At 71.9% G+C, this 24,857-nt stretch carries 20 protein-coding genes; 7 read left to right on the top strand and 13 right to left on the bottom strand.

Features of this window, described 5'->3' with window-relative positions; translation table 11 throughout:
* Positions 1 to 23: 23 nt before the first annotated feature.
* The 8 genes from QI554_RS36890 to QI554_RS36855 form a co-directional block, all read right to left on the bottom strand.
* Entirely contained in the window at positions 24 to 683 is a 660-nt protein-coding gene (locus QI554_RS36890) for a phosphatase PAP2 family protein (protein ID WP_281476699.1), read from the bottom strand.
* Between the two features lie 77 nt (positions 684 to 760).
* A complete protein-coding gene (locus QI554_RS36885) occupies positions 761 to 1,531 on the bottom strand; it encodes an ABC transporter ATP-binding protein (protein ID WP_281476697.1) in 771 nt (256 codons plus the stop codon).
* Positions 1,524 to 2,444: an ABC transporter permease gene (locus QI554_RS36880; protein ID WP_281476695.1), complete on the bottom strand. Its 921-nt coding sequence runs from the start codon at positions 2,442 to 2,444 to the stop codon at positions 1,524 to 1,526. The genes QI554_RS36885 and QI554_RS36880 overlap by 8 nt, the downstream gene beginning before the upstream one ends.
* Before the next feature lie 65 nt (positions 2,445 to 2,509).
* Positions 2,510 to 3,349: a glycosyltransferase family 2 protein gene (locus QI554_RS36875; protein ID WP_425528119.1), complete on the bottom strand. Its 840-nt coding sequence runs from the start codon at positions 3,347 to 3,349 to the stop codon at positions 2,510 to 2,512.
* Between the two features lie 83 nt (positions 3,350 to 3,432).
* A complete protein-coding gene (locus QI554_RS36870; RefSeq protein WP_281476693.1) occupies positions 3,433 to 4,209 on the bottom strand; it encodes a CDP-alcohol phosphatidyltransferase family protein in 777 nt (258 codons plus the stop codon).
* Complete coding sequence (locus QI554_RS36865; RefSeq protein WP_281476691.1) at positions 4,187 to 5,248, bottom strand: iron-containing alcohol dehydrogenase family protein; 1,062 nt, start codon at positions 5,246 to 5,248, stop codon at positions 4,187 to 4,189. The genes QI554_RS36870 and QI554_RS36865 overlap by 23 nt, the downstream gene beginning before the upstream one ends.
* Complete coding sequence (locus tag QI554_RS36860; protein WP_281476689.1) at positions 5,236 to 5,973, bottom strand: phosphocholine cytidylyltransferase family protein; 738 nt, start codon at positions 5,971 to 5,973, stop codon at positions 5,236 to 5,238. The genes QI554_RS36865 and QI554_RS36860 overlap by 13 nt, the downstream gene beginning before the upstream one ends.
* A complete protein-coding gene (locus QI554_RS36855) occupies positions 5,970 to 7,883 on the bottom strand; it encodes a DUF5941 domain-containing protein (protein ID WP_281476688.1) in 1,914 nt (637 codons plus the stop codon). Before QI554_RS36855 ends, QI554_RS36860 begins: the two co-directional genes overlap by 4 nt.
* Before the next feature lie 246 nt (positions 7,884 to 8,129).
* Between QI554_RS36855 and QI554_RS36850 the strand changes: the two genes are divergently transcribed.
* Both QI554_RS36850 and QI554_RS36845 read left to right on the top strand, forming a co-directional pair.
* Positions 8,130 to 11,033: a bifunctional glycosyltransferase/CDP-glycerol:glycerophosphate glycerophosphotransferase gene (locus tag QI554_RS36850; RefSeq protein WP_281476686.1), complete on the top strand. Its 2,904-nt coding sequence runs from the start codon at positions 8,130 to 8,132 to the stop codon at positions 11,031 to 11,033.
* Positions 11,030 to 12,181: a glycosyltransferase family 4 protein gene (locus tag QI554_RS36845; protein WP_281476685.1), complete on the top strand. Its 1,152-nt coding sequence runs from the start codon at positions 11,030 to 11,032 to the stop codon at positions 12,179 to 12,181. The genes QI554_RS36850 and QI554_RS36845 overlap by 4 nt, the downstream gene beginning before the upstream one ends.
* A gap of 81 nt (positions 12,182 to 12,262) precedes the next feature.
* On the opposite strand, the gene QI554_RS36840 is transcribed toward QI554_RS36845, so the two are convergent.
* From QI554_RS36840 to QI554_RS36825, 4 genes are all read right to left on the bottom strand, one after another.
* On the bottom strand, positions 12,263 to 14,326 hold the full coding sequence (locus tag QI554_RS36840; RefSeq protein ID WP_281476684.1) for a hypothetical protein: 2,064 nt from the start codon (positions 14,324 to 14,326) through the stop codon (positions 12,263 to 12,265).
* 198 nt (positions 14,327 to 14,524) lie between these two features.
* On the bottom strand, positions 14,525 to 15,919 hold the full coding sequence (locus tag QI554_RS36835) for a PIG-L family deacetylase (RefSeq protein WP_281476682.1): 1,395 nt from the start codon (positions 15,917 to 15,919) through the stop codon (positions 14,525 to 14,527).
* 183 nt (positions 15,920 to 16,102) lie between these two features.
* A complete protein-coding gene (locus QI554_RS36830; protein WP_281476681.1) occupies positions 16,103 to 16,804 on the bottom strand; it encodes a glycosyltransferase family 2 protein in 702 nt (233 codons plus the stop codon).
* Positions 16,797 to 17,156, bottom strand: coding sequence for a DUF2304 domain-containing protein (locus QI554_RS36825; protein WP_281476679.1), 360 nt, complete (start codon positions 17,154 to 17,156; stop codon positions 16,797 to 16,799). The genes QI554_RS36830 and QI554_RS36825 overlap by 8 nt, the downstream gene beginning before the upstream one ends.
* Positions 17,157 to 17,657: 501 nt before the next feature.
* Here QI554_RS36825 and glf point away from each other — a divergent pair.
* The 4 genes from glf to galE all read left to right on the top strand — a co-directional run bounded on the left by glf (position 17,658) and on the right by galE (position 22,306).
* Positions 17,658 to 18,833 carry a UDP-galactopyranose mutase gene (gene glf / locus QI554_RS36820; RefSeq protein ID WP_281476678.1) on the top strand — a complete coding sequence of 392 codons (1,176 nt, stop codon included), beginning with the start codon at positions 17,658 to 17,660 and terminating at the stop codon, positions 18,831 to 18,833.
* Positions 18,834 to 18,905: 72 nt separating this feature from the next.
* Positions 18,906 to 19,814, top strand: coding sequence for a glycosyltransferase family 2 protein (locus QI554_RS36815; protein WP_281476664.1), 909 nt, complete (start codon positions 18,906 to 18,908; stop codon positions 19,812 to 19,814).
* Between the two features lie 115 nt (positions 19,815 to 19,929).
* Positions 19,930 to 21,330, top strand: a complete 1,401-nt coding sequence (locus tag QI554_RS36810) for a lipopolysaccharide biosynthesis protein (RefSeq protein WP_281476662.1) — start codon at positions 19,930 to 19,932, stop codon at positions 21,328 to 21,330.
* A 10-nt stretch (positions 21,331 to 21,340) separates the two neighbouring features.
* Complete coding sequence (gene galE, locus QI554_RS36805) at positions 21,341 to 22,306, top strand: UDP-glucose 4-epimerase GalE (RefSeq protein ID WP_281476660.1); 966 nt, start codon at positions 21,341 to 21,343, stop codon at positions 22,304 to 22,306.
* A 112-nt stretch (positions 22,307 to 22,418) separates the two neighbouring features.
* On the opposite strand, the gene galU is transcribed toward galE, so the two are convergent.
* The gene (gene galU, locus QI554_RS36800) at positions 22,419 to 23,339 is read right to left on the bottom strand and encodes a UTP--glucose-1-phosphate uridylyltransferase GalU (protein ID WP_281476658.1); all 921 of its coding nucleotides are present in this window, start codon (positions 23,337 to 23,339) and stop codon (positions 22,419 to 22,421) included.
* Between the two features lie 161 nt (positions 23,340 to 23,500).
* On the opposite strand from galU, the gene QI554_RS36795 reads away from it, so the two are divergent.
* Positions 23,501 to 24,857, top strand: a 1,357-nt coding sequence (locus tag QI554_RS36795; protein ID WP_281476656.1) for a PIG-L family deacetylase, incomplete at its 3' end; no start/stop codon positions are given.

Raw genomic sequence — 24,857 nt, 5'->3', positions numbered from 1 at the left:
CGGATGAATGTGCGACCCGCGCGTCAGGCCGCCGCGCGGGCCGTCACCAGCGGCCGGAGCACAGTCCCTTCGGCCTTCCGCACGACCGGAATCAGCCCCCGCAGCGCGAGCGGCGACAGCGCGAGCGCGACCAGCGCCCCGAGCGCGAACCCGCCCAGCACGTCCGTCGGATAGTGCACGCCGACGTACAGCCGGCAGAAGCCCTGCAGGACCGCGATCAGTGCGGCGACCGCGCCCAGCCGCCGGTCGACGAGCAGCAGCGCGACCGCGATCGCCATGGTCAGCAGCGCGTGGTCGGACGCGAAGGACGGATCGTCCTTGCCCTCGACCAGCACGGTGATGTCCGCGTGCGTCACGAACGGCCGGGGCCGGTCGACCAGGTCACGCAGCGGCATGTTGGCGAGCTCGGCGATCAGCGCCGCGAGCGGCGCCCACAGCACGCCCGCGACCGCCACGTCGTTGTCCGGCCGCCGGCGGGCCCGGAACCACGCGATGCCGAGCACCACGCCGAGCGCCGCCAGGAGCCCGTACTCCCCCAGGAACTCCATGAACCCGTTGGCCCACGTGGTGTGGTCGGCGAGGCCGTTCACACCGCGCAGGACGTCGAGGTCGGCGTTGTCGCCCGAAGCCAGGGGCACCGGGGCGGCGTCGGTCACGGCGGCCGGCACGGCGTGCAGCGTCACGTGGGGTTACCTCCCGAGAAGAACGTCCTTGAAGATCACGTTCGGGAGGTCTGTGCGGTTCCCTCCCGAACCTGTGGTCAGGCGCTCTTCTCGTACGCCGCGACGACCTCTTCGGTCGGCCCGTCCATCTTGATGATCCCCTTGTCGAGCCATATCGTCCGCTCGCACGTGTCGCGGATCGACTTCATGCCGTGGCTCACGAGGAAGACGGTGCCCGCCTCTTCGCGCAGTTCGCGGATGCGCGCCTCGCTGCGCAGCTGGAACGCGCGGTCGCCGGTGGCCAGCGCCTCGTCGATCATCAGCACGTCGTGCGACTTGGCGGCGGCGATGGAGAACCGGAGCCGGGCCGCCATGCCGGACGAGTACGTCCGCATCGGCAGCTTGGTGAAGTCCTTGCCGTTGTAGTCGTCCATGCCGGAGAACGCCGCGATGTCGCCGTAGCGCGCCGCGACCTCCTGCTTGGTCATGCCCATCGCGAGGCAGCCGAGCACGATGTTCCGCTCGCCGGTCAGGTCGTTCATCATCGCCGCGTTGACGCCGAGCAGCGACGGCTGGCCGTCCGTGTAGATCTTCCCCTGGGTCGGCGGCAGCAGGCCCGCGATGCAGCGCAGCAGCGTGCTCTTGCCCGAGCCGTTGCGCCCGATCAGGCCGATCGCCTCGCCGCGGCGGGCGACGAAGCTGACGCCGCGCACCGCGTGGACCTCGGTGACGCCGGCCGCCTTCTTGCGGGTGAGCAGACGGGAGAACGCGGACGTGGCGCTGCCCTTGCCGGACGACGCGCCGTGCACGCGGTAGACGAGGTGGACGTCGTCGACGACCACGGTGGGGGCGACGTTGCGATCAGCCACGGCCGTACTTCTCCTCCGCCTGCCAGAACCACACGTAGCCGCCGATGCCGATCACCAGCGCCCAGCCGACGCCGAGTGCCCACGTGTGCATGGGAATCTTGTGGTGGCTCTCCACGAGCGCGTCCCGGGCCAGCTCGATGTAGACGGCCGCCGGGTTGGCCTCCAGCATCCACCGCACCGCTTCCGGCGCCTTCCTGGTGAACACGGAGATGCTGTAGAACACGCCGCTGACGTACAGCCAGGTGCGCAGCAGGAACGGCATGAGCTGCTTCATGTCGGTGACCTGCGCGCCGATCCGCGCGACGATCATGCTCAGCCCCGTGTTGAACACGAACTGCAGCGCCAGCGCCGGGATGATGAGCAGCCACTTGAGCGTGACCGGCTCGCCGGTGCCCAGCACGATGCCGCACAGCACGAGCATCGAGATCAGCAGCTGTTGGAGCTGGACGACGGTGAACGAGATCGGCAGGCACGCGCGCGGGAAGTGCAGCGCGCGGATCAGCGGCAGCTGGTCGCTGATCGACCGGGTGCCGGCCAGCACCGCGCTCTGCGTGAACGTGAAGATGAAGATGCCGGTGACCAGGAAGGCGATGTAGTTGTGGACGCCCTTGTCGCTCTTCAGCATCAGGCCGAAGACCAGGTAGTAGATCGCCGCGTTGAACAGCGGGGTGAGGATCTGCCACAGCTGGCCCAGCTGCGCCGTCGCATAGGCGGCGCGCGTCTTCGCGTTCGCGAAGGCCACGATGAAGTGGCGGCGCTGCCACAGCTGGCGGGTGTACGGCACCAGCCCGGGGCGCGCGCCGCTGACGCTCAGCCCGTACCGGGCAGCGAGGTCCTTGAGCGCGAGCTCGCCTTCGTCGTCGGCCGCGTGCCCTCCCGGCGGGAGGGTGTCGGCGTGCGCGCTATTGGCCACATTGACACTTTCTCATCAGTGGGTTGCCTGGTTCACCAGCCACGGGCCGCCGGGGCGGCCACCGGTCACACGACCGGCGGTCTCCCGAGCCTCGTCATCCGCCATACGGTCCGCCACGCCATCGGGTGGCGCGGTCCGCACGGCTCCCTCCACCCTTCCCGGAAGCCGTCCGCCCACGCGCGCAGGCCGGCGCGCGACGAGCCGCGGGCCACCGTGAGCACCGCCCACGACCCGAGGTAGACGGGGACCAGCGGCCACGGCAGGTTGCGGCGCGCGAGCCACACCCGGTTGCGTGCGTTCATGCGGTGGTAGACCGCGTGCCGCGCGGGCGAGGTGGCGGGGTGGGTGAGCACGATGTCGGCGCGGTAGTCGAGCGACCAGCCGTGGTCGAGCGCGCGCCACGCGAGGTCGGTCTCCTCGTGCGCGTAGAAGAAGTCGTCGGGCAGGCCGCCGGCTTCCGCCATCACGTCGGCGCGTATGGCGCACGCGCCGCCGAGGAACGTGGTCACCGGGCCCGAGCGGGTCGGGTCGCCGGCCCGCAGCCGCGGCACGTGCCGGCGCTGCGTGGTCTGCGTCTCCGGGTCGACGATGCGGAAGCTGACGATGCCGAGCCGCGGGTCGGCGGTGAACGCGGCGCGCAGCAGCTCGGCGACGCCGGGGTCGGGCAGGTCGCCGTCGTCGTCCAGGAACAGCACGACGTCGACGTCCAGTGCCGCCGCGCCGACGTTGCGGCCCGCGGGTATACCGACGTTCTCGGGCAGCCCGATGGTGCGCACCCGGCCGTCGGCCGTCGCGACGTCCGGCACGGGGCCGCCGTTGGCGACGACCACGACGTCGATCGGGTCGCCGTGCTGTCCCGCGACCGAGGCCAGCAGCGCGGCCAGCGGCTCGGGGCGGTCGCCCATGGTCAGCACGACCGCGCCCAGGCGCGGGCCGCGGGCCTTGGGGGCGGTGCCGTCCGACGCGGGGACGCCCGGTGCCGGGGCCGTCACTTGAGCCTGCTCGAGAGGAGGATGCTCGCCAGGTGCAGCACGGTCTGCAGGACCGCGACGGCCGCGAGGACGGCGACGGCGACGCGGCTGAACACCAGGTCGCCGTGCCACGCGTCGAGCAGCCCGGCGGCGAGGAGCAGCAGCGACGCCTCGACGCCGCCGACCAGCCGGTGGAACTTGAGCGACGCGGCGACCTTGCGCGCCGTCGCGGCGCCGGACGAGCGCGGCACGGACGCGGAGTCCTGTACCGGCGGCAGCCCGGAGCGGGCGCGCGAGACGTCCACGAGGTCCGTCTCGGACTTGATGAGGATGGCGCCGAGCGCCGCGATCGCGCCGAGGAACGCCCAGCCGCCGAGCCGGCCGTCGCCCGCGACGTCCGACGCGTGCAGGCCGGCGCCGACCAGCAGCGCGGCCTCCGACAGGTAGTGGCCCACCCGGTCCAGGTAGACGCCGGTGACCGAGGTCTGCCGGCGCCAGCGGGCCACCTCGCCGTCGACGCAGTCGAGCAGCAGGTAGACCTGGATGAGGATCGCGGCCAGCAGCGGGCCGGCCAGGCCCGGCAGCGCCAGGACCGCGCCCGCGCCGACACCGGCGACGATCATGAGGTAGGTCAGCTGGTTGGGCGTGATGCGCGTGCCCACCAGGTGCCGGGTCAGCTGCAGCGAGATCCGCCGCATGTAGAGGCGCCCGGCCCAGTGTTCGCCGCTGCGGCGGTCGAGCAACCCCGCGGGGTGGCAGACCGCGCGCAGTTCAGCCGCTGTAGGTGTTGACATAGTCCGCCGCCGCGTCCCTGAGGGCGTCACGCCCCAGATTGAGGTGTTCGAGGATGGTGTACCGCCCGGGGCGGGTGCTCGGAGCGTACTCAAGAACGTCCACGAACTCATCCGCGCTCAACCCGAGTTGCTCGGGCAGTACGGGCAGTTTGTGGCGGTCGAGGCAGGCTATCAGACGGTCCGTCAGGTCCCGGTCGCCGCGCAGGTAGGTCGCGAACGCCCCGCCGAGCCCGACCTGTTCGCCGTGCAGACCGTCGCGCTCGGGGAACTTCAGGTCGATGGCGTGCGAGATCTCGTGGCAGGCCCCGCTGCACGGGCGCGAGGTGCCGGCCACGGACATCGCCAGGCCGGACAGCACCAGGCCCTCGGCGAGCGCCACGAGGAACGCGTCGTCGTCCGCGGTGTCCGGCCGGTAGAGCAGCGCTTCCGCCGCCGTACGGGCGAACGCGGCCGCCAGGCCGTCGACTTCCTCGCCCGTCTCGCGCGCCGAGAGCTCCCAGTCCGCGACCGAGCACAGGTTGGACAGCGCCTCACCGATGCCGGAGCGGACGAACCGCTGCGGCGCCTCGCGGATCAGGTCGAGGTCGACGACCAGCGCGATGGGGGTCGGCACGCCGTACGAGCCGCGGCCCGCGTCGTTGTCGAGGCTGGCGACCGGCGACGCGATGCCGTCGTGCGCGAGGTTGGTGGCGACCGCGACGACCGGCAGCCCGACCCGGGCCGCCGCGTACTTCGTCGCGTCGAGCACGCGCCCGCCGCCCACGCCGACCACCGCGTCGTAGCTGCCCGCACGCATGCGGTCCGCCAGGTCCACCGCCGCCGAGAGGCTGCCGCCGGTCACGGAGTACCAGTCGGCGTCCGGCAGCTGCGGCGCGAAGCGCTCGCGCATGCGTGACCCGGAGCCCTCGCTGACCACCATCGCCAGCCGCCCGGACGTCGAGATCCGGGCGTCGGCGAGCAGCGTGGTCAGGTCGTCCAACGCACCGGCACGGATGTCGACCGTCAGCGGCGCGGGGACCAGGCGGGTCAGTACCGGCATGCTATCTCCCGGGCCTTCATCAGGTCCTCGGTCGTGTCGATCTCGGTCCAGACCGCGCCGCCGATCGACTGGACGTCGATCCGCAGGCCGCGGTCGGCCATCTCCTGGTAGCCGTCCTCGTAGTACAGGTTCGGGTCGCGCCGCCACGTGGTCTCCAGCGCGTCGACCAGCGCGGCCGCGGAACGGCCCTCGATCAGCGTGACGCCGATGTACTCGCCGACCGCTTCGGCGGGCTCCATCAGCTTGGTGATGCGTGCGACGCCGCCCTCGGCGGACAGCCGCACCTTCATCTCCTCCTCGGCCAGCGGCTTGGCGTCGTCCAACGCCAGGATGATGCCCTTGGCGTCGTCGCGCGCGGCGAGCAGCGCCTCCTGGACGGTGACCGGGTGGAGCGTGTCGCCGTTGGCGAGCAGCACGCCCTCGGCCAGGTAGTCGCGTGCGCACCAGAGGGAGTAGGCGTTGTTCCACTCCTCGGCCTTGTCGTTGTCGACGAGGTGGAGCTTGACGCCGTACGCCCGTTCGAGGGAGGCCTTGCGCTCGCGGACCGCGTCGCCGCAGTAGCCGACGACTATCGCGGCCTCGGTCAGCCCGACCTTCGCGTAGTTCTCCAGGGTGAAGTCCACGACGGACCGCTCGTCGCGCACCGGGACGAGCGCCTTCGGGAGGGTGTCGGTCCACGGCCGGAGCCGTCGACCGGCTCCCGCGGCGAGGATCAGACCGATCATCGTGGTTCTCCTGTTCGGGTGGGCGGCCCGTCGGTCCCGAGCGGGTGCCCCGTACGCACACCGGCTACCACGTCCGGACCGGCCGAATGGTTGCTCTGGTCCTGCTGCGCGGCCGGGACGACGTCGTCGAGGTCCGGCCGGGCCCCCCGTACCCAGAACGCGACGCTCTCGCCGACGACCAGGACGGCCGCCGCGATCGCGAACACCGCGATCCCGGTGCGCGACGCGCCGGAGCCGGCGGTCGCGAGCGCGGCCATGAGGAGGACCCTTCCCTCGTGGCCGCCGATACTCCAGACGATCGCGCGCGGTGGCGCCGGATGGCCGCCACGCAGGCGATAGACGGTGTCGTAGTGATGGTAGGCGATCACCGCCACCAGCCCGAATGCCGCGGAGAGCGCTTCCGGGGCGACCCGGGCTGTGAGCGTGATCACAGTGGTGTACTCGGCCGCACGGAGTACGGGCGGCACCAGCCAGTCCAGTCGGCCGACCAGCGGACGGGCGACGACGGCGCCCGCTGTGAGCACGTACGCGCCGGCGGCGACCAGCATGACGGCGCCCGAGTCGGCGAGCAGGCACAGCGCCGCGGTCGCCGCGGCGAGCGGCACCAGCCAGGGCGCGCCGCCGCCGGGCGGGCGCAGCCGGGAGGTCAGCCACGCGAGCGGCCCGGAGTCGGACAGGTCGAACAGCACCGAGGCGACCGCCGGGTCCTGCGGGCGGCGGCGCGGCAGCGAGCGCAGCACGCGGCCGGCCGTCGTGTAGCAGGCGGCGAGGCCGCAGCCGACCAGCAGCGCGACGAACACGACGCGGGGGCGGGTGGTCGCGGTCAGGACCGCGATCAGGGCCCAGCGTTCGCCGATCGGCAGGATGATCATGCGGCGCGCCCAGACCGTCCAGCCGACGCTGTCGAGGCGCCCGGACAGCCGTGCGCCCGCGCCCTCCTCCTCGCCGTCCTCGCCGCCCCCGCCGCCCCCGCCGTCACCGCGTGTCTCGTTGAACGCGAAGTCGACGATGTGGCGGGTGGTCTGCAAGGCCATCGCGGCGACCGCGAGCAGCCATACGTCGTCGCCGTCGCGGGCGGCCCCGAAGGCCAGGCCCGCGTAGACGGCGTACTCCTTCACCCGGTCGAACGTCGCGTCGAGCCACGAGCCGATCCGCGAGTAGTCGACCGTGTAGCGCGCCAACTGGCCGTCGGTGCAGTCGAGGACGAACGAGAAGTACAGGGCCAGCGCGGCGCCGATGTAGCCGGCGCGGGTGCCGGTCGCCGCGCCCGCGGCGCCCGCGAGGGCGACCAGCAGGGAGGCGACGGTGACCTGGTTGGGCGTCAGGCCGCGGCCGGCGCACCAGCGCGCGACGTACCGCGACCAGGTGCTGACGAAGAACGTGGTGAAGAAGCCGTCGCGGGCCTTGACCGCCGAGGTCAGCCGGACGGCCTCCTCGTCGACGGCGGCCGTGCGGGCCAGCGCGGCGTCCCGCTCGGCGGCGGTCGCGGGCACCTCGGCGACCAGCACGCCCGGGTCGGGCTCGCGCAGCGGGGTGCCGGTCGCCGCGAGGCGGGCGGCCAGGTCGTCGACGGTGCCGGGCGCCCCGGCGGCGACGCGGGCCAGGGCCTCGCGGGCGTCGCCCTCGACGACCAGCACGCCGGGCAGCCGCACGGCGGTGAAGCGGGTGTCCTTGACCGCGATGCGCAGCAGGTGGCGGTGCCCGACGAACCGGGCGTCGACCAGGGCCACCCGGTCGCCGGGGGCCTCGGCGAGCGCGCGCGGCAGGTCCGCGGCGGGCACGGCGACGGTCGGGCAGCCCAGTGCGGCGAGGTCGGCGGCGGGACCCGCCGGCGGCGCTTCACGTGGAGCACCGGTGGGCGGGGGCGTGACGACCAAGGCGGTCGACAGGACGGTCGACAGGGCGTCCATCACTCCCTATGCATGTCGCCACGAGCGGGCGGGACGGGGGATCCCCCTGCTGTCACGTGCCGCAGAGGACACGCAAGGTTAGCCGATCACCCCCGTCCGCACACTGGCCGGATACGTGCGATCACCGACCCCGGAAAACGGGTGGCGTGCGGGCAGCGCGTTCGAACACGGGAGCTGGCGGGAGGCGGGCGGGCGGCTAGAGTCGGGGCCGTTCCCCTGACCTTCATCCTTGGGAGGTAGCGAGCGGTGTCCGGGCCTTCGGCCGGCGAGGCCACACCCGATGTCACGGTGGTGGTCGTCGTCTACAACGACGCGGAGCGTCTCCCGACCGCGGTGCGTTCGGTCCTCGACCAGACCCTCGACAGCGTCGAGGTGCTGATCGTCGACGACCACAGTCCGGACGACTCGTACGCCGTGGCGCGCCGGCTCGCCGAGGCGCACCCGGGCCGGGTGCGCGCGCTCCAGCTGCCGGAGAACAGCGGCAGCGGCGGCGGACCGCGGAACGCCGGCATCGAGGCCGCGCGCGGCCGCTACCTGATGTTCCTGGACAGCGACGACCGGCTCGACCGGCACGCCTGCATGAGCATGCTGGACGCCGCCGAGGAGACCGGCGCCGACCTGGTGTCGGCGCGTGTCGTCCGTGTGCACGTCGACAAGCGCAACAAGATCACCGAGTGGCACCCGTGGCTGTACGAGACCAGCCGCGTCCTCGACTCCGTCCTCGAGGAGCCCGACCTGGTGGTCTGGGACACCCTGTCGACCAACAAGTGCTACCGCCGCGACTTCCTGCTCGGCAAGGAGCTGCGCTACCCGACCGGCGTCTTCTACGAGGACCTGCTGTTCGCGGCGGAGGCGTGGCTGGCCGCCGAGCGCATCGCGATCATCCCGAACATCGTCTACTACTGGAACGTCGCGACCCGCACCGACCGCCCGTCGGTCACCAACCGGCGCCACGAGATCGGCAACCTGCTCGACCGCATGGAGATCCACCGGCGGATCGACGCGGTCTTCGCCCGGTACGGCAGCCACGAGCTCAAGGTCCGCAAGGACATCAAGTTCCTCAAGCACGACCTCGTGCTGCACCTGCGCGACCTGCCGCACCGCGACACCGACTACCGGGAGCGGTTCGCGGACGCCGTCGGGGCGTACCTCGAGCAGCTGGAGCCCGAGGCGTACGAGGCCGCCGGGCGCATGCGCGCTGTGTGCGCGCTGCTGACCGCGCGGCACGACTGGGACAACCTGCTGCCCGCCGCGGACAGCCTCATGAACGTCGACCGGGTCCCGGCGGTGCCGGTCCACAAGGTGACCGTTCCGCTGCACGTCGAGGGCGACCGCGTCTACTGGTGCGCCGAACACCTCGACACCGAGCGCGGACGTGAACTGCTCGACGTGACCGAACTGGGCTTCCAGACCCGGACGTTGCCCAAGCTGTGGCCGGGCAACCGGCTGACCAAGCTGGGTGTCGAGGGCGAGCGCATCGTGTTCGGCGGCAGCGTCGTCAACACGCTCGGGCGCATCCCCCGGGACGCCAAGCTGTCCGCGGTGCTGGAGATCCGGCCGCGCCGCGGGCTGCTGCGCGGGCGCGGCGTCGAGGTGCCGGTCGACGTGCTGCGGCACACCGGCGAGGCCGTCGAGTGGGAGGCCGGCGTCGAGCTGGGCCGACGCGTCCACCCCGTCGGCGTCGTCGACAAGGTGTGGGACGTCCGGCTGCGGCTCAAGGTCGGCGACCAGAAGGTCGTCACCGGACTGACCATGGGCGACGTGTCGCTGGACGGGGTGCGCGTGCCCGTCCTGCCGCTCACCGGCCCGATCTCCGCCGACCGGTTCCAGGCGGTCGGCGGGCCGCGCGGCGAGCTGGAGATCTGGCTCGACCAGGAGTCCGCCGCCGCCCGCCGCACGCACGAGTTCGTGCACGACTTCGTGCACTCGCCGCGCGGCGAGGCCACGGTGCGCCGCGCGGTCGCCGCGCGTGGCCTCGCGCACAAGCTCACCGGGCCCAAGAGCAAGGCCAAGGTCTACGCGAACGTCTTCATGAAGCTGCCGGTCCGCCAGGGCACGGTGGTCTTCGAGAGCCACATGGGCAAGCAGTACAGCGACAGCCCGAAGTACATCTACGAGGAAATGCGCCGCGCCGGCGTGAAGTTCGAGGCGATCTGGTCGTACAGCGGCAAGCCCGACGGCTTCCCGAAGGACGCCAAGCTCGTCAAGCGCGGCTCGTGGGAGTACTACCGCGCGCTCGCGCAGGCCGAGTTCTGGATCGACAACCAGGGCTTCCCGCGCGACGTCCTCAAGCGCCCCGAGACCACGTACATCCAGACGTGGCACGGCTCCGCGCTCAAGCAGATGGGCGACGACCAGCCCGCCGAGAAGCGGCGCACGCAGGCGCAGCGCGCCGCCACGCGCCGCATGCTCGACCGGTTCGACTACTTCGTGGTGCGGTCGCGGCACGACGTGGACACCCTGGTGCGCGCGTTCAACCTGCGCGCCGAGGTACTGCCGGTCGGCTACCCGCGCAACGACGCGCTGGTCGACGGCGGCGCGGCGCTCGCCGAGCAGCTCGCCGCGCTGCGCACCCGGCTCGGGCTGGCCGACGGCCGCCGCGTGCTGCTGTACGCCCCGACGTTCCGTCAGGACGGGGCCGACGTCGCGGACTTCGAGATGCCGTTCGACCTCGACCGGTTCGGCCGCGAGTTCGGCTCCGAGTGGGTGCTGCTGGTGCGCACGCACTACCTCAACGAGTTCACCGTCCCGCCGGGGGCCGCGGACTTCGTGCGCAACGTGTCGAACATCCACGACATCACGCAGCTGCTGCTGCTCGCCGACGGACTGGTCACCGACTATTCGTCGGTCATGTTCGACTACGCGCTGCTCGACCGGCCGATGTTCTTCTACGCCTACGACTTCGACGCCTACACGCGGCAGGAGCGCGGCGCGTACTTCGACCTGCGCGAGCACGCGCCGGGCCCGTTCGTCGAGGACGAGGAGGGGCTGTTCGCGGCGCTGCGCGGCTTCGACGCGAGCCGCTCCGAGTACGCCGACGCGCGCGGCGCGTTCGTGAAGAGGTTCGGCGAGTACGACACCGGCACCGCGGCCAGGGCGGTCGTGGAGCGGTTCTTCGGCGGCAAGGGCACGACGGGAGGCGCGCGGTGAAGACGACGCACGCACGGGACATCTTCATCGTCTGCAACAGCGTCGACGAGCTCGGCGGACTGACCCGGTGGGCCGACCACATCGCGCGGCTGTTCGTCGCGTCCGGGCACCGCGTGGAGCTCATCGGCATCACGCCGGCCACCACGCGCGCCGGCTACCGCGACGTTCCGTACCGCACGCGCACGCTGTACACCGAGCACCCGCCGCCCGGGTGGCGGCCTCGGCGGCCGTGGCAGCACGCCAACGTCAAGGCGCGGATCCGCCAGCACCGGCGCGACACGGGGATGCGCGCGGCCGCCGACCAGTTGTCGGAGGTGTTCCGCGCGGCGCCGTCCGACGCGGTGATCATCGTCGCGCAGGTGTGGGCGATGGAGTGGGTCGCGCTCGCCGACACCGCCGGGCTTCCGGTCGTCGCGATGTCCCACGAGTCGTACGAGGCCTCCCGGGCCTCCAGCCGCTACGGCCGCGTGAAGCGCTACTACTCGCGCGCCGACCGGCTGCTGCTGCTGACCCACGAGGACGCCGACGCGTGGGCGGTCGACCACATGACCAACGTCGGCTACATGCCCAACCCCCTGCCGCTCGTCGTCGACGAACCCGCCGACGGCACCGAGAAGACCGTCGTCAGCCTCGGCCGGCTCTCCTACGAGAAGGGCTACGACCTTCTCCTGGAGGCGTGGGCCGACGTCGCGCCCAAGCACCCCGACTGGACGCTGCGCCTCCACGGCACGGGCGACGAGGAGGCCGCGCTGCGCGCGCAGGCCGAGACGCTCGGGATCGCCGGAAGCGTCGACTTTGCGGGGCAGACCTCCGACATCGAGGGCGCGCTCAAGAAGGCCTCGGTGTTCGCGCTGGCGTCCCGTGCCGAGGGCTTCCCGCTGTCGCTCCTGGAGGCCATGGCGTGCGGGCTGCCGTGCGTCGCGTTCGACTGCGCCCCGGGGGTCCGCGAGATCATCCGGGACGGCACCGACGGCCTGCTCGCCGTCACCGGCAACACCCGGCAGTTCGCCGACCAGCTCGACCGGCTGCTCGGCGACCCGGAGCTGCGCGCCACACTCGGCGCCCGGGCCCGCAAGGACGCCGAGCGGTTCTCGCCGGACGCCGTGCTGGCCCGCTGGGAGCACGTGTTCCAGCTCGTGCACCGCTGAGCCCCGCCGCCTTACGGCGAACGCCCCGTCCCCGCCTGCTCGGCGGGGACGGGGCGTTCGGCGTTACGGGGTCGGACGCGTTCAGCAGCGCGCCGCTTCCGCGGCCTGCGGCGGCGTGAACACCCCGGCCGCGACCGGCTTGAAGTCGTACGTGCAGGTCCCGACCGCGCTGAAGTACAGCTCCAGGTTCAGGTCCGGGCGCTCCTGGCGGAGCTTCTGCACGGTGGCGAACGTGACGGGGTCGTCGGTCAGCACACGCAGCGGTTTGCCGTACCCGATGATCAGGTCACGCAGGTCCTTCGGCTCCGCCTCGGCGCCCATGCTCGGCCACGACGGCCACGAGGCGCCGTAGTTGCGGCTCAGCGCGCCGGTCCACTGGTTGCCGAAGTAGTTCGACTGCCACTTCGCGCCCTCGGGGTTGCGGCTCACCTGGATCATGTTGGCGCGGTTGTCGGCGTGCGCCGCCTTGCGTGCCTTGATGCCCGCGAGGATGACGTCGGCCGGGTCCTTGTGCAGCATCTTGCCCTTGAGGTACGCCGCACCCCAGCTCAGCTCGCCCGGCGGCTTGCGGAACACCGGCCGGTCCGGGCCGGCGGTCAGCAGCAGCGCCGCGAACAGGGAGGCGGACAGCGCCCCGGCCGTCCAGATGTTCATCACCGGGCGGCGGCGCTGCGCGCTCGCGGAGAGCGACCAGTCACGGGTGACGAACGGCGACGCCGCGAGGGCGACGACCGCCACCACGATCAGCTGGTGCAGCACCTTCTCGTAGTAGTAGGTCGTCTTGTGCAGCGCCCACGTCTGGTACGCGAACATGCCGAACGCGCCGACCGAGCAGAGTGCGAGCCACACCCCGGCGTTACGCCGCACCGGGTTCCGCCACGCGGAACGCGACAGGAACCCGAGTCCGGCGACCAGCAGCAGGAGGAACAGCAGGTGCCGGTTCACGGGGCTGATGCCGCCGGTGGAGTTGAGCTCCTCCGCGGAGCCGTAGCCGTTCAGGTAGTTGACCACCGGCGTGACCGCGGTCAGCACGACGGTGAGGACGGCGAGCACGCCGGTCCACACCGGCGTGGTCAGCAGCGTCGCGCGGCGCGTGATCATCCAGACCAGCGCCATCAGGCCGCACACCGGCAGGAACAGGTAGTAGGTGAACGACACGGCCGTCAGCAGCGCGGCCAGCACCAGCAGTTGCTCACGATGCCGGGACAGCGGCCGGACCAGCACCGCCATCGTCATCGCGAGCAGGCCGAGTCCGACGAACTCGCTCATGAAGCCGCGCAGGAACATCGCGGTCCCGTCGCCCCAGAACAGCAGGCCCACGACCGCGACGGCGACCGGGAGCCAGCGCCACACCAGCACGGTCGGACCGGCCACCCAGCGGATCGCCCACAGCAGCGCCAGGCACAGGAAGACCACGGCGGCGACGTAGAACCACATGAAGTGGTGGAGCGCCGTCGTCGTCGAACCGTCCGCCGTGCTGGAGCGCACGAAGTTGTCCAGCACGGCCATGTTCATGTGCGCGCCCTGCGGATACGCGACCAGGTTGATCTTGACCTCGGTCGCGGTCCCGGCCTTGTCCATCCACGGGAAGCCGCCGTGCGTGCGGATCGTGTCGTAGAGGAAGAAGTGCCGGGCCAGGTCCTCGCCGGACACGATCAGCGCGAACTTCCCGCTGAACGAGCGGACCAGGAAGGGCCACGCCATCGCCGCCGCGAAGCCCGCGGCACCGCCCACCACCCACAGGTCGGACAGCGAGCCGAGGCCCGGGACCTCCGGGCGCCGCCCGGTGAATCCGGAGATCGCCACCAGGACGGTCAGCCCGAGACCGCCGATCGCCACCGGGTGGATGCCCCACGGCCACACCGAGAAGAGCAGGCCTCCGACGCACGTCACGCCGAACAGCAGGGCCAGCGCGATCATCAGCCGGTCGAGCACCGTGCGGCCGCTGCGCAGCAGGGACGCGGTACCCGCCAGGACGAGCACGGGCACGATGACCGCGACACCGGCGAGGTACGCGAGGAACGGAACCAGCCACGCGGCGGCGAGCGCCCCGGCCAGCAGCGGATACCGCCGGCCGCGTGACGCTCGGTCGGGTGCCGGGCCGCCGCCGGCGACGGCGGACGCGGGGGTCTGGGAAATCGTCACGTGCTCCTCGATCGCTTCGGGTCCGAGGGGTGGTCGTCCGCCGAGGGGGCGCCCGCCGCCGGGCGGCCGCGCCGGCGCTCACCGGCTTTCCGGCCGCCCCGCGCGAGGTGCGGCCGATGCGGAACCCTGCGGGATCCCGCGGAATCCTATCGCGCGCCCCTGCGCCGCCCGCCTTCGCGGGGCGGCGTCCACCGCAGGTCAGCCCACTGGTTGGAAGTCCCAGCGCTGTGCCGCGGCGTCGCCGCGCGGTTGCAGCGTGACCGCGCCGCCCGGGCCTCCCGCGGTCAGCGCAAGGTCGGTGCGCGCGGGCACGACGAGGTAGCCGCTGTCCGCCGCGCCGTGCAGCCGCATCGCCTGATAGGGCTCGACCGCACAGGTGTTCTGCTTCACCGGGCCGCCCGCCTTCTCGTCCGCCTCGGCGACCTCCAGGCACGCGGTGCCGCCCGCGCCCCCCGCGGCGAGCGCCCAGCCGCGGCGCATGGCGCGCAGCTCGAAGCGGTTGTCGGGGCCGTCCGCGCCGGGCGCGCGGGTGGCCGCCGCGCCGCCGGCCGGCAGCACGAGCTCCTGCCCGGTGCCGCGGTTCACGACCCGGTAGGTGCGGCCGATGACCGGGACCGGCCGGGCCCAGCCGTCGACCGGCGCGGGCATGGGGATGACCAGGTCGCCCCACCACGCCGCGTCGGACAGGTACATGCGCTTGAGCCACGGGTCGTACGCCTTGTTCTTGGCGGCGTCCGGGTCGTGCTCGGTGTACTTGTGGAACAGCGCGCGCTTGGCCGCGGCCTGCTCCTTCGTCAGGTTGTCCTTCTCGCTGTCGATCGTGTAGTCGCGGTGGTAGACGACGTTCGGCGCGCCGGCCCACCGTTCGGTCGCCAGCATCACCAGGCGCGACACCGCGATGTGGTCCTGGTGGAAGCCCGCCTCGACGTCGGGCTTGCCGTGCAGGTCGGCGACCGGGTCGAGGGTGTTGACGACGCCGGGGCGGAACTCCTCGACGACCGCGCGCAGGAACGCCACCAGCGAGGTGCGGTCGACGGTCTGCTCGGGGAAGGTGTCGCCGGGCCGGGTCTGGATCGGCATGTTCTCGGCGTAGAGGTACCACAGCCGCTTGGCGCCGGGCGGGGTCTTGCGGAAGCCGTCCGGGATGCGCGTCTCCAGGACCGACAGCCGGTCGCCGAGCGTCCACAGCGTCGCCTGGACTCCGGCGGCGGTGTACGGCTGCGGGCGCCACCCGGCCGGGTCGGCGCCGATCGCCATCGCGTACGCCTGCCGGATGCCCTCCTCGCGGTCCTTCATGTACTTCGGGTAGTCCTCGTAGTCCGAGGCGTTGAAGTACAAGGACCGCACGTGCGCGCCCGACTGGAGGTCGCGCACCAGCTGCGGGCTGATGAACAGCAGGTCGTCGTCGTGGTGGGCGACGACGTTGAGCACCTTGTCGGCCGACCGCGCGGGGTCGGGCGAGGGGACGGTGAACGGCGGGTCGCCGCCACCGCCGTCGTCGGAGCAGCCGGACGCGAGCGCGCCGGCCAGCGGTACCGCCGCGAGCGCCGCCAGCACCTGGCGCCGGGACGGCGCGTTGTCGGGTACCGCCACCAAACAGCCCTTCTCCCGGGGTGGCGGGCGCCGCGAGCGCCCGCCGGGAATGCCGAAAACTGCCACGAAAGCGTACCTACCGGCACGTTCGGCGCCGCGGCACGCGGCGCCCACACGCTCCTGACAGCGCCCGGACAGCGCACAGGGCGGGCGCGCGGTGTGCGCACCCGCCCTGTGCGGCGGTCACCGGCGGTTGAGCGCCAGCAGAAGCGTGATGAAGGCCCGGCCCAGGTAGATCATCGCCTTGACCGGCGACTGGCTCGGCGTGCCGCCCGCACGCGGGCGCATGGCGACCGGAACCTGCTCGATCTTGTAGCCCAGACGGATGACGCGGACCGTGGTCTCGACCGTGTCGCCGAGGTACTCCACCGGGTACCAGCCGGCGAACAGCTCGATCAGGTCGCGGTTGCACGCGCGGAAGCCCGAGGTCGTGTCGGTCAGCTTGCGCTTCGCGAGACGCGACAGCACGAACGACAGCATCACCATCGACCACTTGCGCGGCCCGCGGACCTTGTAGTCGCCCTCACCCGCGAAACGCGCGCCGATCACCAGCGCGGACTCGTCGAGCCGGTCCACGAGCTTGGGGAGGTAACGGGGGTCGTGCTGGCCGTCCGCGTCGATCTGGACGGCCACGTCGTAGCCGTGCTGCTTCGCGTAGAGGTAGCCCAGGCGCATCGCGCCGCCGACGCCGAGGTTGTACGGCAGACGGGTGACGATCGCACCGGCGTTGCGGGCTATCTCCGAAGTGTTGTCCATGGAGCCGTCGTCGACGACCAGCACGTCCACCTCGGGGAGGACGTCGCGGATCTCGCGGACGGTCGCGTCTATCGACTCCGACTCTTCCCACGCCGGGACGATGACGAGGACGCGCTTTCCGTTAATCATGGCTGGGTTCCCGCTCTTCGCGCTTCGCGAGCTCGGTGCGTATCAGGGCGACCTCTTCCGCAAGCGTGCGCGTCTCCTCCTCGAGCCGGCTCGACTCCCAGCTGAGGTGGACGCACACGAGCAGCAGGAACACGAAACCGGAGAACAGCAGAAGGCTGATACCGGTCGCGACGCCGACCTTGCTCGCGAGATCGTCCAGCGCGTGCGGGAAGAAGGCGAGCGGCAGCACCAGCACGCCGACGGCCATCCACAGGACGGCGTATTTCTCGCGCAGCTGACGACGGCGCAGCAGCTCGAAAATGACGGCCAACACGAGAACGCCAGTGATGGCGGTCAGGACAGTGAGTCTCATCACATACTCGATATCAGGGGCTCAGACCCTGGGACCTGTGCCCGGGCCGCTGGCTGTCCCCGTCGCCCCGCGCGCCCCGCGGGGTGGGAGGTTCCGTGGTCCGCCTTTACCGAATGCTCGGGAGGGACGGAACCAAACCTGGGGACAAGGTGGACAGATCCCCCCGGGAAGTCCGGATCATTCACAACCCGGCGTCCAGGGCGGACGCGACAGCCGTGGTTCACGGAAACCACGAACACGAAGGCCACGCCGACACTTGCGGCACGATAGTTTCGGTTCCGAGCCGACGTCGTCAAGGGCATGCCCCGGGCGCCGGACGACCGACCGACGCACCGTTCAAGCGTCATGCCGACATGGTCGCACACCGTGGGAATCCGCACACGGCGGGCGGTCGCGGCCCGGCTACCGCCCGGCAACACCTTTGTCACCGTTCAGCCACCGCTCGCCCGGCCGTCATCCCTGCGCAGGCTCGCGTCGCCCCGGAGACGGTATTCTCAAGCGGTGAACTTCACCGACTATGACCTGATCGTGGTGGGGTCCGGCTTCTTCGGGCTGACCGTCGCGGAGCGTACCGCCAGCGAACTGGACAAAAAGGTACTCATCCTGGAACGCCGGGACCATCTCGGTGGAAACGCGCATTCCGAGGCGGAGCCGGAGACCGGCATCGAGGTGCACCGCTACGGTGCGCACCTCTTCCACACCTCGAACCGCCGAGTGTGGGAGTACGTCAACAAGTTCACCGCATTCACGGGATATCAGCACCGGGTTTTCTCGATATTCGAGGGCCGCGTCTACCCCATGCCGGTCAACCTCGCGACCATCTGCGAGTTCTTCGGCCGCGCGATGAGCCCCGACGAGGCCCGCGAGCTGGTCGCGACGCAGGCCGCGGAGATCTCCGGCGCGGACGCCGCGAACTTCGAGGAGAAGGCGATCTCGCTGGTCGGCCGCCCGCTGTACGAGGCGTTCTTCCGCGGGTACACCGCCAAGCAGTGGCAAACCGACCCGAAGCAGCTGCCCGCCGAGACGATCACCCGTCTGCCGGTGCGGTACAACTTCGACAACCGGTACTTCAACGACACCTATGAGGGCCTCCCGGTCGACGGCTACGCCGCCTGGCTGGAGCGCATGGCGGACCACCCGAACATCGACGTCCACCTGAACGTCGACTACTTCGAGGTCCGCAGCGAGCTGCCCGAGGGCGTCCCGGTCGTCTACACCGGCCCCCTGGACCGCTACTTCGACTTCGCCGAAGGCGAACTGGGCTGGCGCACGCTCGACTTCGAGCAGGAAGTCCTCCCGGTCGGCGACTTCCAGGGCACCTCGGTGATGAACTACGCGGACGAGAAGGTCCCGTACACCCGGATCCACGAGTTCCGGCACTTCCACCCCGAGCGCGACTACCCCGAGGACAAGACGGTCGTCGTGCGCGAGTACTCCCGCTTCGCCGAGGAAGGCGACGAGCCGTACTACCCCATCAACACTCCCGAAGACAGGGAGAAGCTGGTCAAGTACCGTGAACTCGCGAAGCGCGAGACGGTGACCCGCGGGGTGCTCTTCGGCGGCCGGCTCGGCACGTACCAGTACCTCGACATGCACATGGCCATCGGGTCCGCGCTCAGCATGTACGACAACAAGATCGCGCCGTACTTCACCGACGGCACCCCGTTGTCCGACTGAGCTGTCCGGCTGAACCCCGACCCCGGGATGCGTTCGTCGCGGACCGGTGACTCCAGAAAGGCGTCGCGCACCATGCCGACCATCGACATCATGCTGCCGTACTACGGGGACGTTGGCCTGATGCAGGCCACCGTGCGAAGCATCATCGCGCAGACCGACCCCGACTGGCGGCTGACTGTCGTTGACGACGGCTACCCCGACGAGAGCATCCCGGGTTGGTTCGAGTCCCTCCAGGACAAGCGGATCCGGTACTTCCGCAACGAGACCAACCTCGGTGCGAACCGGAACTACCAGAAGTGCGTCGGCATGGCCGAGTACGACCTGACGGTCATCATGGGCGCCGACGACCTCATGCTGCCGAAGTACGTCGCGGCGGTGAAGGCCGCGTACAACGCGTTCCCGACGGTCGGCATGATCCAGCCGGGCGTCCAGGTCATCGACGGTGAGGACAAGCCGTCGAAGAACCTGATCGACTCCACCAAGCGGCGCCTGTACGCGCCGAAGGTGCACGGCCGGCGCGTCATGGGCGGCGAGGACCTCGCGCTCAGCCTGCTGCGCGGCAACTGGCTGTACTTCCCGTCGCTCGCGTGGCGTACCGACGCCATCAAGGAGGTCGGCTTCCGGGAGGGCCTCGACGTCGTGCAGGACCTCGCGCTCGTGATGGACCTCATCATGCGCGGCGAGGACATGGTCATCGACGAGACGGTGTGCTTCCAGTACCGCCGTCACGCGGCGAGCGACTCGTCGTGGCGCGCGATGGCCGGCACCCGGTTCATCGAGGAGCGCAACTACTTCGTGCAGATCGCCGACGAGGTCGACGCGCTCGGCTGGAGCCGTGCCGGCCGGGCCGCGCGGCACCACGTCTCGTCCCGCCTGCACGCCCTCACCCGGCTGCCCGCCGCGGCGAAGAGCAAGCACAAGGAAGGCGTCCGGAACCTCTCCCGGCACACCTTCGGCCCGAGCAAGCACATCGCCGAGTAGGTCGGGCCAGCGCCCGACCCGCACGACGAACACGCCGACCGGCTCCGGCCGGTCGGCACCGCCTCAACCGTCTCGGCCGAGCGTCGGCCCGCCTTCGTGAAGTGAGTCCTCGGGCATGCGCCGCTTCCTGAATTCGTCCACACGGCTCGCCGTGGGACTGATCCTGATCGGCGCCGCGGGGTACTACCTGCTCGCGTTGGCGGGCCGCACGCTCAGCGCCGAGAGCGCGAGCGCGGTGGCGTCGCTGTACCTGATGGCCAACATCGTCGGCCCGGGCATCGCGATCCCCGTCGAGCAGGAGACCAACCGGGCGATCAGCGAGGCCCGCGCGTGGGGCTTCGAGCAGTCCCCGATCATCCGGCACATGAGCCGGCTGGCCGGGCTGCTCATGCTCGTCGCGGGCGTCGTCGTCTGCGCCGTCTCCCCCGTGCTGGTGGCCGGCCCGCTGCACGGCTCGTGGGGGCTGCTCGCGTCGCTGCTGGTCTGCGTCGTGTCGTTCGGCACGCTGGCCGTGGCGCGCGGCGTGCTCGCGGGCCGCCGGCAGTACCGCGGCTACGCGCTCACGCTGATCCTCGAGGGCGCCACCCGTTTGGCCCCGCTGGCCGCGCTCGGCGTGGCCGGGATCTCCAACGCCGTCCTCTACTGCATGGTGTTCGCCTTCGGCGGCGCGTTCGCGCTGATCGGCGGCTGCCTGGCGCTCTGGCGGCCGGGCACCGACGGCGCCGACGAACCCGCGGAGGCGCCCACGGGCGGCGCCCGCCCGCCGGTGCCGACGCTGAAGGTGCTCGGCGTCGGTCTGCTGCAGCTCCTCGGCGCGTCGCTGCTCATGCAGACGATGGCGAACGTCGCGCCCATCATCGTCAACACGCGCCTGCACGACAACGCGGAGCTGGCCGCCGCGGTCGCCCAGGCGTTCGTGCTCACCCGCATCCCGCTGTTCCTGTTCAGCCCGCTGCAGTCGATGCTGATGCCGTCGCTCGTCGACAGCGTCACGCGGCACGACCGGGCGGCCGTGCGCTCCCGCGTCACCACCGTCATGCTCGTGCTCGTCGGCATCGGCGCGCTCGGCGTGGTCGGGTCCGCGGCGCTCGGCCCGACCGTGCTGCGGGTGTTCTTCGGCGCCGACGCCGACGTCTCGCGGACCGCGCTCGCCGCGCTCGCGGTCGGCACCGTCGGGCTCATGGTCATGCAGGTCCTGCAGCCCGCGCTGGTGGCGGCGCACCGGCACCGCTGGGTGACGTGGTCGTGGACCGCGGGCACCGCCGGAATGTTCGCACTGCTCTTCATCCCCGGCGACGCGGTCTTCTGGGCGGTCACCGCCCAGATCGTCGGCCCCGCGCTGGCCATCGTGGTCGCCGCCACCGGACTGGTGCTCTACCTGCGCGAACCCGCCCCTGGCGAGGGCGCGGAAGCCGCCGGCGACCGCTCACGGACGGCCCAGGGAACCGGCGCCGGCACCGCCGAATCGGTGGGCGCGCAGTCGGCGGTCTCGGCGGTTCGGCGCACCGAACCGTAGGATCGCTCAGATGAAGTGGCTAGTCACCGGCGGAGCCGGCTACATCGGGGCCCATGTGGTGCGGGCGATGCTCGCCTCGGGCGAGTCGGCGGTCGTCCTCGACGACCTGTCGACCGGCACCAGGTCGCGGGTGCCCGACGAGGTCCCGCTGGTCGTCGGCACCATCCTCGACCGCGCGCTGCTCGACGACGTGCTCGCCGAGCACCGGCCCGACGGCATCGTGCACATCGCCGGCAAGAAGCAGGTCGGCGAGTCGATGGCGCGGCCGCTCTACTACTACGAGCAGAACGTCGAGGGGCTGCGCATACTGCTGGCCGCCGCCGTCGACGCCGGCGTCTCGCGCTTCGTGTTCTCCTCCAGCGCCGCGGTGTACGGCATGCCGGACACCGACCTGGTGGACGAGGACTACCCGAGCGTGCCGCTCAGCCCGTACGGCCAGACCAAGCTGGCCGGCGAGTGGCTGATCCGCACCACCGCGGAGGCGCACGGGATCGCGTACGCGTCGCTGCGCTACTTCAACGTGGCCGGCGCGGCCGCCCCCGAGCTCGCCGACGAGGGCGTCTTCAACCTGATCCCCATGGTGCTCGAACGGCTCACCGCCGACGAGCCGCCACGCGTGTTCGGCGCCGACTACGCGACGCCCGACGGCACCTGCGTGCGCGACTACATCCACGTCGCGGACCTCGCCGACGCGCACGTCGTCGCGGCGCGCCGCCTGGCGACCGACCCGAAGACCGCGCTGACCCTCAACGTCGGGCGCGGCACCGGGACTTCCGTGCGCGAGGTGATCGACCTGGTGGCCCGGGTCACCGGCCGCACCGACCTGCCGCCCGTCGTGGTCGACCGGCGGCCCGGCGACCCGGCCTGCGTGGTCGGGCGCACCGACCGCATCGCGCACGAGCTGGGCTGGACGGCGCGCTACGACATCGAGGACATGGTGTCCTCGGCGTGGGAGGGCTGGCAGCGCCGGCACTGAGCCGGGCGCCGCGGCCGCTTCGCGGTACGACGACGAAGGCGGGGCGGACCTCCTCGGTCCGCCCCGCCTTCTGTCGTCTTCGCGCCCGGGGCTCGTGCCTTCCGGGGCCGGGTCAGGCGCCGCGCAGGCGCGGGGCCAGCTCCTTCTCCACGTACTCGAGCAGCCAGGACGAGAAGTCCGGGCCGAGGTCGTCGCGTTCGCACGCCAGCTTGACGATGGTGCGCAGGTAGTCGCTGCGGTCGCCGGTGTCGTAGCGGCGGCCGCGGAACAGCACGCCGTGCACCGGGCCGCCGGAACCGGTCGCGGCGAGCTGGCGCAGCGCGTCGGTCAGCTGGATCTCGCCGCGGCCGTCGGCGCGGGTCTCGGCGAGCACGTCGAAGATCTGCGGCGCGAGCACGTAGCGGCCGATGACGGCGAGGTTGCTCGGCGCCTCCTCGGCCTTGGGCTTCTCGACCAGGTCGACGATGCGGACCAGGTCGTCCTCGTCGGTCAGGTTCACGGCGGCGCAGCCGTACTGGTGGATGTGCGCGGGGTCGACCTCCATGAGCGCGACCACGCTGCCGCCGTACTGCTGCTGGACGTCGAGCATGCGCGACAGCAACGGGTCGCGCTCGTCCATCAGGTCGTCGCCGAGCAGGACGGCGAACGCGTTGTCGCCGACGTGGGCGCGCGCACACAGCACGGCGTGGCCGAGGCCCAGCGGGTCGCCCTGGCGTACGTAGTGCATCGCGCACAGTTCGCTCGACGCCCGCACCCGCGCCAGGCGGTCCTCGTCGCCGCGCTCGGCGAGCAGCAGCTCCAGCTCGTGGGCGCGGTCGAAGTGGTCTTCCAGGGCACGCTTGTTGCGGCCGGTCACCATCAGGACGTCGCGCAGTCCGGCGGCGACGGCCTCTTCGACGACGTACTGGATGGCGGGCTTGTCGACGACCGGCAGCATCTCCTTCGGCGTGGCCTTGGTCGCCGGAAGGAATCGCGTGCCGAGACCGGCCGCGGGTATGACCGCCTTGGTGGCGCGGGGACGGGAGGGAGACATCCGGCAATGCTACTTATTCCCGGTGCCCGACCCACAGTCGGTTCGAAAACTGGAACGGCCCCGTCGCGGCGGGTCCTCGGGAGCTGTGCGGAAAGGGGCGCGGGGGCAAAGCGCCCCGAATATGGGCGATGTGGGACGACGGGCGGGCGAGAATCGTGCCCGTGAACCCGCCTCCCGGCACCCGGCGCTTCCTCGTCGGCACGGTACTGGTCGCGCTGTTGGTCGCGGCGGCGACCGTCGTGGTCGTGCGCCCGCACCTGCGTCCGACGCGGCCGGCGCGCGACGTCGTGCCGCTCGCGGAACTCGGTGCCGGGGCGGCGGCGGTGCCGGGGACCGCGTTACAGGTCGTCGCGCACCAGGACGACGACCTCTACTTCATGAACCCGGACGTCGAGCGCGGCATCGCCTCGGGCGCGGGCTCGGTCACGGTGTATCTGACGGCGGGCGAGTCGGACGGGCGCAACGGCCCCGGCGCGCGGCCCGACACGAACGCCTACGCGGCCGCCCGCAACAACGGCGCGCGCGCCGCGTACGCCGTGATGGCGACCGGCGACCGCGCATCGGCGTGGCGCCGGCAGAGCGTTCGCCTGCGGGACGGCGCGGTCGCGGAACTCGACACGCTCGTCGCGGCGCCGCGCGTGCGCCTCGTCTTCCTCGACACCGGTAAAGGGGAGAAGGCCCTCGCGGGGCGGGCGCGGTTGCGGACGCTCTGGAGCGGGCGGCACGACCGGCTCGTGACGCTGGTGCCGGACGGCAGCCGCGCCGGCGGACCGTACTCCTATACAAGGGCGGGGCTGATCGGGTCGCTGGTCGACCTGCTCCGCGCGGTGCGTCCGACCGTGGTGCGCACGCTCGACCCGGATCCGGACCTCCAGGAACACGACGCCGCGCACCCGCAACACGCGGACTTCGGGGACCACTCGGACCACCAAGACCACACGGCGGCGGCGCTCTTCGCGTGGGAGGCGCTGCGCGAGTACGCCGGGCCCGGCGGCGGGCGGCACGTGTCGGTGACCGCGTACCGCGGCTACTACAACGAGCGGTGGCCGGCGAACCTCGGGCCCGGCGCGCTGGCGGCGAAGCGCGGTCCGCTGGACGCGTACGGGTGGGCGGACGGGGTGAACTACTGCGGGGACAAAGCCGGTTGCGGCGACCGCAAGATCGGCGGGCGGGCCATGGACGGGCCGTGGCCGCGCAGCACGACCTACCGCTATCCGGCGGCCGGGCCGTGGCTCGCGGCCGAACCCGACGGGCGGCTGACCGCGTGGGCGGTGCTCGACGGCGGGATCGCCCGGTGGCGCGAGTCGGCGCCGGGCAGCGGCACATGGCGGCGGCCCGAGGTGTTCCCCGGCCCCGGGGGCGGCGTGCTCGCGCCCGGGCTCGGGCTGGCGCGTACCGCCGACGGCCACATGCACGTGTTCGCGCTGCGGATCGCGCCCGGCGGCGCCGGGCGGCGGCAGCGGACCGACGTCGTGTCCGCGGTGGAGTCCGGGCCGGGCGGCGCGCTCGGGGGCTGGT

Source organism: Yinghuangia seranimata, from assembly GCF_029953285.1.
GTDB classification, from domain to species: Bacteria; Actinomycetota; Actinomycetes; order Streptomycetales; family Streptomycetaceae; genus Yinghuangia; species Yinghuangia seranimata.
This window is presented reverse-complemented; position numbering and strand designations above follow the sequence as displayed.